Annotated in this window: 11 protein-coding genes; 3 read left to right on the forward strand and 8 right to left on the reverse strand. The window is 70.7% G+C overall.

The genetic code is table 11. The annotated features are described in order from the left end of the window. Positions 1-39: 39 nt before the first annotated feature. From IG08_RS0104355 to IG08_RS0104385, 7 genes are read right to left on the reverse strand one after another with little or no spacing between them, the layout of a single operon-like run. Complete coding sequence (locus IG08_RS0104355; RefSeq protein WP_030596472.1) at positions 40-870, reverse strand: HpcH/HpaI aldolase/citrate lyase family protein; 831 nt, start codon at positions 868-870, stop codon at positions 40-42. Continuing rightward, the gene (locus IG08_RS0104360) at positions 867-2,057 is read right to left on the reverse strand and encodes a CaiB/BaiF CoA transferase family protein (RefSeq protein ID WP_030596474.1); all 1,191 of its coding nucleotides are present in this window, start codon (positions 2,055-2,057) and stop codon (positions 867-869) included. The genes IG08_RS0104355 and IG08_RS0104360 overlap by 4 nt, the downstream gene beginning before the upstream one ends. Beyond that, positions 2,054-2,947, reverse strand: a complete 894-nt coding sequence (gene rbsK, locus IG08_RS0104365) for a ribokinase (RefSeq protein WP_030596475.1) — start codon at positions 2,945-2,947, stop codon at positions 2,054-2,056. Before rbsK ends, IG08_RS0104360 begins: the two co-directional genes overlap by 4 nt. Next, complete coding sequence (locus IG08_RS0104370; protein WP_030596477.1) at positions 2,944-4,305, reverse strand: ADP-ribosylglycohydrolase family protein; 1,362 nt, start codon at positions 4,303-4,305, stop codon at positions 2,944-2,946. Before IG08_RS0104370 ends, rbsK begins: the two co-directional genes overlap by 4 nt. After that, complete coding sequence (locus IG08_RS0104375; protein ID WP_030596479.1) at positions 4,293-5,468, reverse strand: ADP-ribosylglycohydrolase family protein; 1,176 nt, start codon at positions 5,466-5,468, stop codon at positions 4,293-4,295. Before IG08_RS0104375 ends, IG08_RS0104370 begins: the two co-directional genes overlap by 13 nt. A gap of 8 nt (positions 5,469-5,476) precedes the next feature. Continuing rightward, positions 5,477-6,868 (reverse strand): ADP-ribosylglycohydrolase family protein, encoded by a 1,392-nt coding sequence (locus IG08_RS0104380; protein ID WP_078655442.1) that lies wholly within the window; start codon positions 6,866-6,868, stop codon positions 5,477-5,479. Continuing rightward, positions 6,865-7,986, reverse strand: coding sequence for an ADP-ribosylglycohydrolase family protein (locus tag IG08_RS0104385; RefSeq protein ID WP_030596483.1), 1,122 nt, complete (start codon positions 7,984-7,986; stop codon positions 6,865-6,867). Before IG08_RS0104385 ends, IG08_RS0104380 begins: the two co-directional genes overlap by 4 nt. 276 nt (positions 7,987-8,262) lie before the next feature. On the opposite strand from IG08_RS0104385, the gene IG08_RS0104390 reads away from it, so the two are divergent. The 3 genes from IG08_RS0104390 to IG08_RS0104400 all read left to right on the forward strand — a co-directional run bounded on the left by IG08_RS0104390 (position 8,263) and on the right by IG08_RS0104400 (position 15,410). Then, positions 8,263-8,994 carry a VIT1/CCC1 transporter family protein gene (locus tag IG08_RS0104390; RefSeq protein WP_030596484.1) on the forward strand — a complete coding sequence of 244 codons (732 nt, stop codon included), beginning with the start codon at positions 8,263-8,265 and terminating at the stop codon, positions 8,992-8,994. A gap of 370 nt (positions 8,995-9,364) precedes the next feature. Next, a complete protein-coding gene (gene gltB, locus IG08_RS0104395; RefSeq protein ID WP_030596486.1) occupies positions 9,365-13,957 on the forward strand; it encodes a glutamate synthase large subunit in 4,593 nt (1,530 codons plus the stop codon). Further along, the gene (locus tag IG08_RS0104400; protein WP_030596488.1) at positions 13,950-15,410 is read left to right on the forward strand and encodes a glutamate synthase subunit beta; all 1,461 of its coding nucleotides are present in this window, start codon (positions 13,950-13,952) and stop codon (positions 15,408-15,410) included. The genes gltB and IG08_RS0104400 overlap by 8 nt, the downstream gene beginning before the upstream one ends. Before the next feature lie 112 nt (positions 15,411-15,522). On the opposite strand, the gene IG08_RS0104405 is transcribed toward IG08_RS0104400, so the two are convergent. After that, positions 15,523-16,395, reverse strand: a complete 873-nt coding sequence (locus tag IG08_RS0104405; protein WP_030596490.1) for a chitosanase — start codon at positions 16,393-16,395, stop codon at positions 15,523-15,525. Between the last annotated feature and the right edge of the window lie 52 nt (positions 16,396-16,447).

Consider the following 16,447-nt stretch of genomic DNA (forward strand, 5'->3'; position numbering starts at 1 on the left):
CGTCGATGAGGGCGCCCGGAGAGCTCCGGGCGCCCTCCGTCATTTCCGGCGGGCCAGGGACAGCGTGCGCTGAGCCGCCGCCACCACCGCCGCGTCGATGAACCTCCCGTCCGGCAGTGCCTGGGCGCCCTGCTCGGCCGTGGCCGCCTTGACGATCGTCTCCGCCTGTTCGAGCTCCTCCTCGGTGGGGAGGTAGGCGCGCTCGATGACCGGGAGCTGGCGCGGGTGGATGGCGGCGCGGCCGAGGAAGCCGAGGGTGCGGCCGTGGGCGCAGGTCGCGGCCAGGCCGTCCAGGTCCCGGATGTCCGGGTGGACCGACTGGGGCGGGGGAGCCAGGCCTGCTGCGCGGGCGGCCACGATCACTCGGGAGCGGGACCAGTCCAGGCCCGCGTCCTCGCGTACGCCCAGGTCGGCGCGTAGATCCGCCTCGCCGAGGGCGATGCCGTGCAGGGCGGGATGGGCGGCTGCGATCGCGTAGGCCCGCTCGACGCCCAGGGCCGTTTCCAGGAGGGCGTAGAGCGGGGGTGCGCCGCCGTCGGCGGGGGACGTGGTCTGCGCGATGTGGATGATCTGGTCGGGGGAGGTCACCTTGGGCAGGCGCAGGCCGGACACGCCCGGGAGGGCGGCCACCGCCGCGAGGTCCGCTGCCGCGAGGGGGCCGCCGAGGGCGTTCACGCGGACGTGGACCGGGACCGGCTGGGGTTCCGAGAGCCGTTCGGCGGTGGCCTCGCGGGCGTACTCCTTGCGGTCCGGGGCGACCGCGTCCTCCAGGTCGATGACGACGACGTCGGCACCGGAGGCGAGGGCCTTGGCCACGACGTGCGGACGGTCGCCGGGGGCGTAGAGCCAGGTGAGGGGGTGGGCCGTCACAGGGCTCCCTCCGTGCGCAGGGCGGTCAACTCGGCCTCGGTCAGGCCCAGTTCGGTCAGGACCTCCGCCGTGTCCGCGCCATGGGGGCGGCCCGCCCAGCGGATCGCGCCGGGGGTGGCGGACAGCCGGAAGAGGAGGTTCTGCATACGCAGGGGGCCGAGGTCGGGGTCGTCGACCGTGGTGACGGTGTCGAGGGCCTGGTACTGCGGGTCCGTCATCACGTCCCGTACGTCCTGGACCGGGGCCACCGCCGCCTCCGCCTTCTCGAAGGCCGCGAGGACCTCGCTGCGGGGGCGCTCGGCGATCCAGGAGCCGACCGCCTCGTCCAGGACGTCGGCGTGGGCGGCCCGCTCGGCGCCCGTGGCGAACCACGGCTCGTCGATCAGCTCCGGGCGGCCGACCAGGCGCATGACGCGCTCCGCGATCGACTGGGCCGAGGTCGACACGGCGACCCAACTGCCGTCCGCCGTGCGGTAGGTGTTGCGCGGGGCGTTGTTGGCGGATCGGTTGCCGGTGCGCTCCTGGACGTATCCCAGCTGGTCGTACCAGGTCGGCTGCGGGCCGAGGACGGTGAGGATCGGTTCGATGATCGCCATGTCCACCACCTGGCCCTCGCCCGTGCGGTCACGGGCCGCCAGAGCCGTCATCACCGCGTACGCCGTCGCCAGACCCGCGATCGAGTCGGCGAGGCCGAACGGCGGGAGCGTCGGGGGTGCGTCCGGTTCGCCGGTGATCGCGGCGAAGCCGCTCATCGCCTCGGCGAGGGTGCCGAAGCCGGGGCGGTGGGAGTAGGGGCCGAACTGGCCGAAGGCGGTGACGCGGGTGAGGACCAGGCGGGGGTTGGCAGCGGACAGCTCCGGCCAGCCGAGATCCCACTTCTCCAGGGTGCCGGGGCGGAAGTTCTCGATGATGACGTCCGCTGTTCCGGCCAGGCGGAGGAGGGTGGCGCGGCCACCCGGTTTCGACAGGTCCAGCGTGATCGTGCGCTTGTTGCGGCCCAGCAGCTTCCACCACAGGCCGACTCCGTCCTTCGACGGGCCGTGGCCGCGGGAGGGGTCCGGTTTCGTGGGGTGCTCGACCTTGACGACCTCGGCGCCGAAGTCGCCGAGCAGGGTGGCGGCGAGCGGGCCGGCGAAGAGGGTGGCGAGGTCGAGGACGCGCAGGCCATTCAGGGGCGGAGTGTTCATGAGGCGAACTGCGCTTCGATCTCGGAGCGGTACGGCATCGAGGCCGACGCGCCTGCTCTCTGTACGGAGAGTGCGGCCGCGGCGGCCGCCCACGTCAGTGCCTCGCGCATCGGGCGGCCCTCGCCGATGGCCACGGCCAGGGTGCCGACGAAGGTGTCGCCCGCGCCGGTCGAGTCCACGGCGGTGACCTGTGGTGCGGGGACGGTGAACGGCTCGCTGCCCCGGGCCGCGTACAGGCTGCCGGCCGCGCCCAGGGTGACGACCACCTCCGGGACCTGGTCCAGCAGGGCCGTGGCCGCGGCGAGCGGGTCGGTGCGGCCGGTGAGGGCGGTGGCCTCGTGCTCGTTGGGGACCAACAGGTCGGTGGCGGCGAGGAGTTCGGGGGGCAGGGGCTGGGCGGGGGCGGGTGTGAGGATCGTACGGATGCCGTGGCCGCGGGCCGTCTCCGCGCCCGCCAGGACCGCGGTCAGGGGGATCTCCAGCTGGAGGAGCAGGGCGTCGGCGGAGGCGATGAGGCCCTCGTCGCCGGGGACGAGGTGGTCGACGGTGCCGTTGGCGCCGGGGATCACGACGATCGCGTTGCCGCCCTCGTCGTCCACGACGATGTGGGCGGTGCCGGACGGGCCCTCCGTCGTGCGCAGGTGGTCGGTGGTCACGCCGGAGTGCTCCAGGGTGGAGCGCATGCGGGTGCCGAAGGAGTCGTTGCCGACCGCGCCGATCATCGAGACCATGGCGCCCGCGCGGGCCGCGGCGACCGCTTGGTTGGCGCCCTTGCCGCCGGGGATCGTACGGAATTCTCGGCCGGTGACGGTCTCTCCGCGTTGGGGTGCCTTTTCGACGTACGTGACCAGGTCCATGTTCGTGCTGCCGAGCACGGCGATGTGGGTCATGGGCGGGCAGCCTCCAGGTGGGTGAGGTGGGCCAGAGCGTCGAAGCCGGTGCCGTTGAAGTCGCCGACGGTGGTGGCGAGGCGGTTCTTGAGGGGCGTCGTCCAGCGGTCGGGGAGCGCGATGGGGGTGCCGGTGAGGAGGGCGGCGATGCTTCCCGCGGTGGCGCCGTTGGAGTCGGTGTCCCAACCGCCCGACACGGCACGGCAGATGGAGCCGGTGAAGTCACCGTCCGCGTGGGTGAGGGCGGCGGTGATGAGAGCGGTGTTGGGGATGGCGTGGACCCAGTGATGGGTGGCGGCGTGTTGGGCGTGGAGTGCGTCCACCACCGTGTCGAAGTCCTCGTGTTCTTGGGCGAGTTGGATGGCCTGGCGGATCGCTTGGGCCAGGCGGGAGTGCGGGGGGACGACGGTGAGGCCGGTGCGGAGGGCGGCGTGGATGTCGTGCGTGCCGGTCGCGGCTGTGGCGATGGTGGCCGCGATGAACATCGCCGCGTAGACGCCGTTGGCGGTGTGGGTGAGCGTGGCGTCCCGGTGGGCCTGTTCGGCTGCGGCTGCCGGGGCGCCGGGGTTGGTCCAGCCGTGGACGTCGGCTCGGATCAGGGCGCCGATCCATTCGCGGAAGGGGTTGCGGTGGCGGGCCGTTCTCGGGGGTTCCAGGCCGGTGAGGAGGTTGCGGTAGGCGATGCGTTCGGCTGTGAACGTGCGGCCTGCCGGGAGTTCGTCGAGCCAGAGGGTGGCTACGTCCGTGGTGGTGAAGTGCCTGCCGTGGCGCTTGAGCAACAGGAGGTTGAGGAGGGGGTAGTTGAGGTCGTCGTCCTCGGGCATGCCGTCGATGTTCTCGACGAGGGAGGTGCCGGCCGAGCGGCGGTTCCAGGGGTGGGTGGTGAGGAGGTCCTGGGGGACGCCCTTGGCTGTGAAGTAGGTGTTGAGGGGCCAGTTGCCGGTTGCTTGGGCGAGTTGGCGGATGGCGGTCAGGGGGAGCTTTTCTACGGGCTTGCCGAGTAGACAGCCGACTGCTCGGCCTAGCCAGGCTGCTTCCAGGCGGGCCTGTCCGCAGCCAAGGCGTTCGGCGTCGGCAGGCCAGTCGGGGCACAAGGCCTTGATCTTTGCCAGGTCGGTCGGCTCCCTGTCGTCCAACTTGCCTGGCAGATCAGCAAGTTCGTCGAGCAGGTCCTCTGCCAGCAGCCGGAGGTATCTCGATGCCGGTTCCGGTGACGCGCCGGCTCTCAGGGGGGCCTCGGGGCCGCCCGCCGCTCTCCACCTCGCCGCGATCGCCGAAGGCTCCCGGCCGTCCTGGGTCGCCTGGCGGAGCTCGTGGCCGATCAGGTCCTCCGGTTGGACCCAGGTCAGTCGGAGCATCTCAGGCCTCCGATCTCCGTGAAGGCCGCCTCGTGGGCCCTGCGGCGTCGTACGTCTCGTTCGAAGATCTCCCGGGTCACGGCCGTGAGGGTCGTCGCCGGCTCCCACAGGTCCAGACGGCTCGCTTCCGACACCGTCTTCGACCAGTCCTCCGGGGCCGGGGAGCCCAGGGCGCCCGCCAGCGCGCCGGCCATCGTCGCGATCGAGTCGCAGTCGCGGCCGTAGTTCACCGCGCCCACGACCGCGTGGCGGAAGTCGCCGGCGGAGACCAGCAACATGCCCAGGGCGACGGGGAGTTCCTCGATGGCGTGGAGGCGGGAGGGGCGGCGGGCGCCGAGGGAGGGCTGTCGGTAGTCGGGGCCCACCGTGTCGTACGGCGTCACCGCCTCCCGCAGGGGCCGTAGAGCCGACTCGAAGTCCGTGTGCTGGGACGCCACTTCGCAGACCCGGTCGATCGCGGTGCGGGTGCCGTCCTTCGCCAGGCTCAGGCAAGCCGTCACGACCGAGTCCGGTGTCGCACCCGGCGCGCTCGCCGCCGCCACCGCCGCTGCGAAGACGCCCGCCGCCTCGCGGCCGTACGACGACTGATGGGCGCCCGCGATGTCCAGGGCCTCCGTGTACGCGCCGGTCGGGTTGGCCGCGTTGACCAGGCCGACCGGGGCCATGTACATCGCGGCACCGCAGTTGACGATGTTGCCGACGCCGGCCTCGCGGGGGTCGACATGGCCGTAGTGGATCCTCGACACCAGCCACTTCTCCGCCAGGAAGATCCGCTGGAGGGGGAGTGCCTCCGCCTCCAGTTCCGGGATCCAGCGGGGGGTCGTCATCAGGTCCGGGACCAGGTGGTCGGCGATCGCGTAGGCGTCCAGGTGGTCGCGGACCCGGGCGTAGACCCGGATCAGCGCGTGCGTCATCAAGGTGTCGTCGGTGACGTGGCCGTCGCCCTTGTGGTAGGGGGCGATGGGGCGGGCGGTGCGCCAGGCGTCGCCGTTCCAGGGGCCGACGATGCCGTGGACGCGGCCGGCGTGGCGTTCGAGGATCTGCTCGGGGGAGTAGCCCTCCACGGGGCCGCCGAGGGCGTCGCCCACGGCGGCTCCTACCAGCGCTCCGGTGATCCGTTCGTCCAGCGCCGTCTCTTCGCTTTCTGTTCTTTTGGGCGTCATGTTCTGAATCATCCCCCTGGTGGGGGCGGTTGTGTGGCTTCGAGGAGTTCGGCGAGTTCCACCAGGTCCGTGCCGGTGAGGCGGGGCAGTGCGCAGCCGGAGAGGGTGCGGCAGGCGTCGCGCCAGGAGGCGGGGACCGACGCGCCGCCGCCGAGTGCTCCGCACAGGGCGCCGGCCAGGGCGGGGGCCGAGTCCGCCACTCGGGACAGGCACGCTGCGGCCGGCACCGCTTCGGCGATACGGCCGTCCGCCGCTGTGGCCAGGGCAAGGGCCACCGGGACCGTTTCGGCGGCCGCGATGCCGTAGCTGTAGACGTGGTCGACGATCTGGTGTTCCAGGAGGGGGATCAGGGTGAAGGCGTTCTCGGCGTCGTGGGCCAACTTCAGGGCGTGGCGGGTGTTGCGGCCGATCTCCGTTTCCTCGGGGAGTTCGGCGAGGGCGGCTTCCACGCAGGTGGTCACGTCGTTGCCGGTCAGGGCCAGTGACAGGGCCGCCGCCATCGCTCTCGCGCCGTGCACTCCGTCGCCGTCCTGGGTGTAGCGGGCGTCGAACTCGGCGAGGTCCGCGGCGAGTTGGGGGTTTCCTGGGTGGGCTGCGGCCAGGACGCAGGCGCGTACGCAGGCCGCGTCGTCGAAGTAGTGGGGGTTGTCGTGGCCGGTGGCGGGTGGGCGGAGGCCGGTGGCGAGGTTGCCGAGGCCCGCGCGGACGGAGATGCGGGCGCGTAGGGGGAGTACGGCGGACTCGATTTCCGGGGCGCGGTCTGCTGCGGCGGCGACTTCGCTGGCGAGGGCGTTCCAGGTGAGGTCGATCGCGGCTCTGGTACGGCGTTCTCGGCTCAGGTCGCCGAGGGCGGTGTCGTCGCCTGCGCGGAGGAGGGCTTCTGCGGCGAAGGTCGCCCATTCCGCGTCGTCGGAGGGGCCGAGGCGGAGGGGTTCGGGGGGTTGGTTCAGGGCGATGGGGACGGGGAGGGTGGTTGTGGCGTTCTGTTCGGCGAAGGTGTCGAGTTCTCGGGTGAGGCGGCGGGTCCACTCGGGCATGCGGGTGGCTCGGTGGCGGGCGGCGGGCCATCCGGCGGCGTCGCCTGCGGCCAGGCCGAGCAGTAGGCCTTCGATTCGGCGTACCTTGGCCTCGACGTCGGCGGCTGTGGGACCGTTTCGGTGGGCCTCGGCTTCGCCTTCGGCCTTTTTGTTCCCACCCGCACCACCCGTGCGACTTTCGTTGTCGGGTGCGGGTGGCCCTTGTGGGGTGGTCTCGTCGTCGGCGGCTGCGGGTGGCCCCTGTGGGGTGTGTTCGTCGGTGGCGGCTGCGGGAGTGGGTCGGTGGGGCTCGGGTTCGCCTTCGGCTGCCGCCGGGTCCGTTCCGGTCGCTGACCCCTCGTCCCATGGGACCGGCGGTCTCATCGGTCCGTCCCCGGTTCCTCGTCCGCCGCCAGCGTGAATGCTGTCGGGTCCGGTGACGGCCATTCCTTGCGGACCGCGGGAGGTTCACTCCGTACGAATCCGCCCGTCCCCCACTTCCCGTCCTCCCCGGGCGTCAGTAGTTCCGCGACGTCCAGGACGTGGTGGCCCTCCATCGACGGCAGGCAGCTGCCCCGGGCCGGGCCGATCGCCGCCGCCCAGTCCGCGGGGATGGACGACGCACCCCGCGTCGCACCTGCCAACGCGCCGGCCACCGCGGCCGTCGTGTCGGCGTCGCGGCCCATGTTGACGGCGGTCAGTACCACCTGGACGAAGTCGCCGTCGGCCGCCGCGTACGCGCCGAAGGCGAGGGCGACCGCCTCGGGGGCGAGGTCGGTCCATGGATAGCCGCCGATGACGACCGCCGAGCGGACCGCTCGTTCGCCTCGGTGGGCCACCGCCACCGCGCGGCGTAGTGAGCGAGCCGTCCACGAGTCGTCCGGGACCACTGCCAGGGCCGACGCCACCACCGCGATCGTCGGGGCGCCCGCCATTGCTGCCGCAACCCCCGCCGCCACCGCCTGGCCGCCGTAGATGCCCTCGCCGTCGTGGCTCACCGAGCCGTCGATCGCCACCAGCCTCGCCGCCTCCGCCGGGCGGCCCGCAGCGAAGACGCCGAAGGGGGCCGCCCGCATGGCCAGGCCGTCGCTCCACGCGTGGCGGTGTTGGGCCGAGATCGGGGCCGCCAGACCTCGGCGGAGATTCTCCAGCGTGCCTCGCTCGCTGAAGCCGGCGCCCCGGAACGGGCCCTCGTCGCGGTCCGCGATCCACTGGTGCCAGGCCGCCTCCACATGGGACGGGGTGAGGGCCGAGCCGTGCCGGGCCAGCAACAGCCCCGAGAAGATCGCGTACTCCGTGTCGTCCGTGCCGGCGGGAGTGTCGGTGACGTAGCCCGTGATACGGCCCCAGCGGGCGCGGATCTCGGAGGGCTTCATGTTCTCGGCGGGAGCTCCGAGGGCGTCTCCGACGGCCAGACCGAGCAGGGCGCCGCGGGCCCGCTCGCGGAGTTCGGCGGCGTTCTGGGGCGCCGGGACCGAGGGAATGCAGGCGATCGATGCCATACGCGGCCTCTCAACCGGGGGACACGTCCGCACAGGGCGCGGAGTCCTTTGCGGATGTGTCCCACCGGAGTGGTTCCCCAGAGCCTCAGGGGCCTCAGCATCACCCGGTCGACATCTGAGCGGGCCTTTGATCGGATGCGCATTCGAGGGTAAAGCCGCAGGTTAGCGCAGCCTTTCCTTGGTGGCGGACGGGAATGTTGTGGCCTAGTGTCGGTGTTGTCAAAGAGTAGAACCAGTCCAAAGTTAGCTTTGGCTCAGCTTCCTGGGGGATCCCGCATGGCCATCATCGACATCGAGGCGCCACTGCACGAGGCGCATCGCGACAACCACACACACCGGGATGTGAACGGCGGCTGGCTGCGCCCCGCCGTCTTCGGCGCGATGGACGGACTGGTCTCCAACCTCGCTCTGATGACCGGTGTCGCGGGCGGTTCGGTGGGTCAGCAGACCATCGTCATCACCGGGCTCGCGGGGCTCGCCGCCGGCGCCTTCTCCATGGCCGCCGGCGAGTACACCTCCGTGGCCTCGCAGCGTGAGCTCGTCGAGGCCGAGCTGGATGTCGAGCGGCGGGAGCTCAGAAAGCATCCCAAGGACGAGGAGGCCGAGCTCGCGGCGCTGTATGCGGGGCGGGGCGTCGAGCCCGCCCTCGCCCGTGAAGTCGCCCGGCAGCTGTCCCGCGATCCCGAGCAGGCCCTGGAGATACACGCACGCGAGGAACTGGGCATCGACCCCGGTGATCTGCCCTCGCCGCTGGTCGCCGCCGTTTCTTCCTTCGGTTCCTTTGCGCTGGGTGCCCTGCTGCCGCTGCTGCCCTATCTGCTCGGTGCCACCGCGCTGTGGCCCGCCGTGCTGCTCGCGCTGTTCGGGCTGTTCGCGTGTGGCGCGGTCGTGGCCAAGGTGACGGCACGGAGCTGGTGGTTCAGCGGTCTCCGGCAGCTCGCTCTTGGTGGTGCCGCGGCCGGTGTGACGTACGCCCTGGGCAGCCTGTTCGGAATCGCCGTAGGATAGGTCGGCTGCAAGTTATGCGTTGGGCCGCATAAGTAGCCGTTACTCGCTGGTTTCGAATGGTTAACCACCGGGCATGAGCCGTAAGCGCTGTGGGCAATGACGCCTGCGGCGCACTCGCGGGGTCGGCGACGACGCCTTCCTCGCGCCTGGACCGACGGACACCGATCTGTCCCGTTCGGTCCCCACATACTTCGAGCCATGTGTGCGATACCCCTGTCGCCACCGCATGGCGTCCGCATGTTGGAACGGTGTATCCGGTTCCCGAGATCCGCCCCATCATGTAACCTGCACGAAATTTTGCACTCACGCAGAGGGCCAACGTCGTCCCTCGGCAATCTGCATATGCCACATGACGACGACGGGAGAGCCGATGCGTACGCCGCGCCAGCCGTCCCAGCACTCCACGAATGGCCAGAAGTGGTCCTTCATGGATGCTCGCCCTGCTGCGCAGGGTATGTACGACCCCCGCAACGAGCGCGACGCCTGTGGCGTCGGCTTCGTGGCCACCCTCACCGGCGAGGCGAGCCATGCGCTGGTCGAGCAGGCGCTCACGGTTCTGCGCAACCTGGAGCACCGCGGTGCCACCGGCTCCGAGCCCGACTCGGGTGACGGCGCGGGCATCCTGTCCCAGGTGCCGGACGCCTTCTTCCGTGAGGTGGCCGGATTCGAGCTGCCCGCGGCCGGTGCGTACGCCGTTGGTACGGCCTTCCTGCCCGAGGACGGAATCGACGAGGCCGTCTCACAGATCGAGACGATCGCCGCCGACGAGGGCCTCACCGTCCTCGGCTGGCGTGAGGTGCCGGTCGCGCCCGAACTGCTCGGCGCCACCGCCCGTTCGACGATGCCGGCCTTCCGGCAGATCTTCGTGACCGACGGTGTTTCGGCCGACATCGAGCTCGACCGCAAGGCGTTCGTGCTGCGCAAGCGCGCCGAGCGCGAGGTCGACACCTACTTCCCGTCGCTGTCCGCGCGGACGATCGTCTACAAGGGCATGCTGACCACCGGCCAGCTGGAGCCCTTCTTCCCGGACCTGTCCGACCGCCGCTTCGCCTCAGCGATCGCGCTCGTGCACTCCCGGTTCTCCACCAACACCTTCCCGTCGTGGCCGCTCGCGCACCCGTACCGCTTCGTCGCGCACAACGGTGAGATCAACACCGTCAAGGGCAACCGCAACTGGATGGTCGCCCGCGAGTCCCAGCTCGTCTCCGACCTGTTCGGGGACAAGGGCCTGGAGCGGGTCTTCCCCATCTGTACGCCGGACGCCTCCGACTCGGCGTCCTTCGACGAGGTGCTCGAACTCCTGCACCTGGGCGGGCGTTCGCTGCCGCACTCCGTGCTGATGATGATCCCGGAGGCGTGGGAGAACCACGACTCCATGGAGCCGGCCCGGCGCGCCTTCTACGAGTTCCACTCCACGATGATGGAGCCCTGGGACGGCCCGGCCTGTGTCACCTTCACCGACGGCAAGCAGGTCGGCGCGGTCCTCGACCGCAACGGCCTTCGCCCCGGCCGCTACTGGGTCACCGACGAGGGCCTGGTCGTCCTCGGCTCCGAGGTCGGCGTCCTCGACATCGACCCCGCGAAGGTGGTCCGCAAGGGCCGGCTGCAGCCCGGCCGGATGTTCCTCGTCGACACCGTCGAGCACCGCATCATCGAGGACGACGAGATCAAGGCCGGCCTCGCCGCCGAGAAGCCGTACGCCGAGTGGCTCGAGGCCGGCGAGATCGAGCTCTCCGACCTGCCCGAGCGCGAGCACATCGTGCACACGCACGCCTCGGTCACCCGCCGCCAGCAGACCTTCGGTTACACCGAGGAGGAGCTGCGCGTCATCCTGGCGCCGATGGCCAAGACGGGCGGTGAGCCGCTCGGTTCGATGGGTACGGACTCGCCGATCGCCGCGCTGAGCGAGCGTCCGCGTCTGCTCTTCGACTACTTCACCCAGCTGTTCGCGCAGGTCACCAACCCGCCGCTGGACGCGATCCGGGAAGAGCTGGTCACGAGTCTGCGCTCGTCGCTGGGCCCCGCGAGCAACCTGCTCGAGCCGACCGCCGCCTCGTGCCGCTCGGTCACCCTGCCCTTCCCGGTGATCGACAACGACGAGCTGGCCAAGCTCATCCACATCAACGCCGACGGCGACATGCCGGGCTTCAAGGCCGCGACCCTGTCCGGCCTGTACCGGGTCTCCGGCGGCGGCGACTCCCTCGCCGCGCGCATCGAGGAGATCTGCGCGGAGGCCGACGCCGCCATCGAGAACGGCGCCCGCCTGATCGTCCTGTCGGACCGTCACTCCGACGCCGAGCACGCGCCGATCCCGTCGCTGCTGCTCACCGCGGCCGTCCACCACCACCTCATCCGCACCAAGCAGCGCACCCAGGTGGGCCTGCTGGTCGAGGCCGGTGACGTCCGCGAGGTCCACCACGTCGCCCTGCTGATCGGCTTCGGCGCCGCGGCCGTGAACCCGTACCTGGCGATGGAGTCCGTCGAGGACCTCGTCCGCGCCGGCACCTTCCTGTCGGACATAGAGGCCGAGCAGGCCATCCGCAACCTGATCTACGCCCTCGGCAAGGGCGTCCTGAAGGTCATGTCCAAGATGGGCATCTCGACCGTCGCCTCCTACCGCGGCGCCCAGGTCTTCGAAGCGGTGGGCCTGGACGAGCAGTTCGTCGTCAAGTACTTCAGCGGCACGGCCACCAAGATCGGCGGCGTCGGCATCGACGTCATCGCCAAGGAGGTCGCCGCCCGGCACGCGAAGGCGTACCCGGCGAGCGGCATCGCTCCGGCGCACCGCGCGCTCGAGATAGGCGGCGAGTACCAGTGGCGCCGTGAGGGCGAGCCGCACCTGTTCGACCCGGAGACGGTCTTCCGCCTCCAGCACTCGACGCGTGCCAACCGCTACGACATCTTCAAGAAGTACACGGACCGGGTGAACGAGCAGTCCGAGCGCCTGATGACGCTCCGCGGACTCTTCGGCTTCAAGTCCGACCGCCCCTCGATCTCCATCGACGAGGTCGAGCCGGTCTCCGAGATCGTCAAGCGCTTCTCCACCGGCGCCATGTCGTACGGCTCCATCTCCCTGGAGGCGCACGAGACTCTCGCCATCGCCATGAACCAGCTGGGCGCCAAGTCCAACACCGGTGAGGGCGGCGAGGACGCGGACCGTCTGTACGACCCGGCGCGCCGGTCCAGCATCAAGCAGGTTGCCTCCGGCCGCTTCGGTGTGACCTCCGAGTACCTGGTCAACGCGGACGACATCCAGATCAAGATGGCCCAGGGCGCCAAGCCCGGCGAGGGCGGCCAGCTGCCCGGCCACAAGGTCTACCCGTGGGTCGCCAAGACCCGTCACTCCACCCCGGGTGTCGGTCTGATCTCCCCGCCGCCGCACCACGACATCTACTCCATCGAGGACCTGGCCCAGCTGATCCACGACCTGAAGAACGCGAACCCGCAGGCGCGGATTCACGTGAAGCTGGTGTCGGAGGTCGGCGTCGGTACCGTCGCCGCGGGTGTCTCCAAGGCCCACGCGGACGTCGTCCTCATCTCCGGTCACGACGGTGGAACGGGTGCGTCGCCGCTGACGTCGCTCAAGCACGCCGGTGGCCCCTGGGAGCTGGGCCTCGCCGAGACCCAGCAGACCCTGCTGCTCAACGGCCTGCGCGACCGCATCGTCGTCCAGACCGACGGCCAGCTGAAGACCGGCCGTGACGTCGTCATCGCCGCGCTGCTCGGCGCCGAGGAGTTCGGTTTCGCGACCGCGCCGCTCGTCGTCTCCGGCTGCGTCATGATGCGCGTCTGCCACCTGGACACCTGCCCGGTCGGCATCGCCACCCAGAACCCGACCCTCAGGGACCGGTTCACCGGCAAGGCCGAGTACGTCGTGAACTTCTTCAAGTTCATCGCCGAGGAGGTCCGCGAGATCCTCGCCGAGCTGGGCTTCCGCTCCATCGAGGAGGCCGTCGGTCACGCCGGGACGCTCGACGTCGCGCGTGCCGTCGACCACTGGAAGGCGCAGGGCCTCAACCTGGCCCCGCTGTTCCACGTGCCCGAGCTGCCCGAGGGCACCCCGCTCCACCAGGTCATCGAGCAGGACCACGGCCTGGAGAAGGCGCTCGACAACGAGCTCATCAAGCTCGCCTCCGACGCCCTGGCCGCGGACTCCGCGACCGACGCCCAGCCGGTGCGGGCCCAGGTCGCCATCCGCAACATCAACCGCACGGTCGGCACCATGCTCGGCCACGAGGTGACGAAGAAGTTCGGTGGCGCGGGCCTGCCCGACGACACCATCGACATCACCTTCACCGGCTCGGCGGGCCAGTCCTTCGGCGCCTTCCTCCCGCGCGGTGTCACGCTGCGCCTGGAGGGCGACGCCAACGACTACGTCGGCAAGGGCCTCTCCGGTGGCCGTGTCGTCGTCCGCCCGGACCGGGGCGCCGACCACCTCGCCGAGTTCTCCACGATCGCGGGCAACACCATCGCCTACGGCGCGACCGGCGGCGAGCTGTTCCTGCGGGGCCGGACCGGCGAGCGGTTCTGCGTCCGCAACTCCGGTGCCCTCGTGGTCTCGGAGGGCGTGGGCGACCACGGCTGCGAGTACATGACCGGCGGTCACGCGGTGGTCCTCGGCGAGACGGGCCGTAACTTCGCGGCCGGCATGTCCGGTGGTATCGCGTACGTCATCGACCTCGACCGGGACAACGTCAACGTCGGCAACGTGAACGCCGTAGAGGCGCTGGACGACGCCGACAAGCAGTGGCTGCACGACGTGGTGCGCCGCCACGCCGAGGAGACCGCCTCGACGGTCGCCGAGAAGCTGCTCGCCAACTGGGACGTGTCCGTGGAGCGCTTCAGCAAGATCATCCCCAGCACGTACAAGTCAGTGCTCGCCGCCAAGGCCGCCGCCGAGCAGGCCGGTCTCACGGAGACCGAGATCACCGAGAAGATGATGGAGGCGGCGATCAATGGCTGACCCGAAGGGCTTCCTGAACCACGGCCGTGAGGTCGCCAAGTCCCGCCCCGTCGACGTACGTCTGAAGGACTGGAACGAGGTCTACGTCCCCGGCTCCCTGCTGCCGATCATCAGCAAGCAGGCCAGCCGCTGCATGGACTGCGGCATCCCGTTCTGTCACAACGGCTGTCCGCTGGGGAATCTGATCCCCGAGTGGAACGACTTCGCCTACCGCGAGGACTGGTCCGCCGCGTCGGAGCGTCTGCACGCCACGAACAACTTCCCGGAGTTCACGGGCCGGTTGTGCCCCGCTCCCTGCGAGTCGGCGTGTGTGCTCGGTATCAACCAGCCGGCCGTGACCATCAAGAACGTCGAGGTCTCGATCATCGACAAGGCGTGGGACAGCGGTGACGTCGCTCCGCAGATCCCCGAGCGCCTGTCCGGCAAGACCGTCGCGGTCATCGGGTCGGGTCCGGCTGGTCTGGCCGCCGCCCAGCAGCTGACCCGGGCCGGCCACACCGTCGCCGTCTACGAGCGCGCGGACCGCATCGGAGGCCTCCTCCGGTACGGCATCCCCGAGTTCAAGATGGAGAAGCGGCACATCAACCGCCGCATCGAGCAGATGCGCGCGGAGGGCACCCGCTTCCGTACCGGCATCGAGATCGGCCGCGACCTCAAGGCGACCGACCTGAAGAAGCGCTACGACGCGGTCGTCATCGCCGCCGGCGCGACGACCGCTCGTGATCTCCCCGTCCCCGGGCGGGAGTTGACCGGCATCCACCAGGCCATGGAGTACCTGCCCCTGGCCAACAAGGTGCAGGAGGGCGACTTCGTGGCGCCCCCCATCACCGCCGAGGGCAAGCACGTCGTGGTCATCGGCGGTGGCGACACCGGCGCCGACTGCGTGGGCACCGCCCACCGTCAGGGCGCCGCCTCCGTCACACAGCTGGAGATCATGCCCCGCCCGGGCGAGGACCGGAACGCCGGCCAGCCGTGGCCGACCTTCCCGATGCTCTACAAGGTCACCTCCGCGCACGAGGAGGGCGGCGAGCGGGTCTACTCCGTCTCCACCACCCACTTCGAGGGCGACGAGGACGGCAACGTCCAGTGGCTGCACCTCACCGAGGTCGAGTTCATCGAGGGCAGGCTGACGCCGAAGCCGGGCACGGAGCGCACGATCCCCGCCCAGCTGGTCACCCTCGCCATGGGCTTCACGGGCACCGACCGCGAGAACGGCCTGGTCGAGCAGTTCGGCCTGGAGCTCGACGAGCGCGGCAACATCGCCCGCGACGCCGACTTCCAGACCAACGTGCCGGGCGTGTACGTCGCCGGTGACGCGGGCCGTGGCCAGTCGCTCATCGTGTGGGCGATCGCGGAGGGCCGCTCGGCCGCCCGCGGCTGCGACCGCTTCCTGACCGGTGCGAGTGACCTGCCGGCGCCGATCCGTCCGACGGATCGTTCGCTGATGGTCTGAAGCACCCCATAGAACGTCCCGTACAAAGGCGTACGGAACACTGACGGCGCCTGCCTTCCTCGTCCCCGACCGGACGGATGGCAGGCGCCGCCGCATGTCCGGGGTCCTCTGTTCACGGCACCCGGTACGTCTCCCCGTACACCTGCCACGTCAGCGGCGTCTTCAGGTCCAGGTTCCCGTCGTAGAGGAACCTGCGCTGGGCGGTGTCGATGCGGGTGGTGTCGATGTCGGGGTTCTTGGTCTTCATGGCCTGCTCACGGATGTCCAGGAAGATGTCCAGGTACGTCTTCTCCGAGCCGTCCTCGGTGGGGGTGTCAGCTTCCTCGCGGGCGCGTTCGCGCAGGGCGTGGAAGCTGGTCGCGTCGGTGCCGGGGCCGTGGAAGACCAGCGCGTCGTAGTAGATGAACTGGCCGAGGGCGCCGAGGCCGTCGAGCTTGGCGAGGCGGACCGCCGGGTCGAAGTAGACGCGGTCGCGTTCCTCGTCCTGGGCCTTCTGGAAGGCCGGGAGTTTCGCCTCTGCCCGCCAGGCCGCGGTGAAGCCCGGGTCCAGGCCCTCGTGGGAGTCCGTGCCGTCGACCTCGCGCAGGGCGGGGAGGTAGCGGGCGAGGCCGTTGCCGGGGTGGTCCTCGGTGTAGTGCTCGACCAGGACCAGCAGGTCGTGGGTGCCGGTGCAGAAGCCGATGATGCCGGCCGTGTAGCCCTGGCCGTCGCCGATGTCCTCGATGTAGGCGTAGGCGCTGCGCCAGTTCAGGGTGGAGTTCTCGGCGCTCGCCACGAGCTGCTGGGCGAGTTCCTTCTTCGCGGGGGCGGCCAGGCCCGGCGGCGGGTCGGCGTTCGCCTCGTCGTCCGCCGAACGCTCCGGCTGCGATGCGGAGGTGGCGGGTGTGGCCGTGCCCTCGTCGGAGTCGGCGGGCGCGAGGAAGTAGATCCCCGCCGCGAGGAGCACGGGGACGCCCGCGAACAGCAGTACACCGGCGCGTTTCACTGGGCTCCCGTCGGTTCGATGGGTGGGATCGAGGTGCCGTAACCTCGGCAAC

The organism is Streptomyces fulvoviolaceus (genome assembly GCF_000718165.1).
In the GTDB taxonomy this organism is placed as follows: Bacteria; Actinomycetota; Actinomycetes; order Streptomycetales; family Streptomycetaceae; genus Streptomyces; species Streptomyces fulvoviolaceus.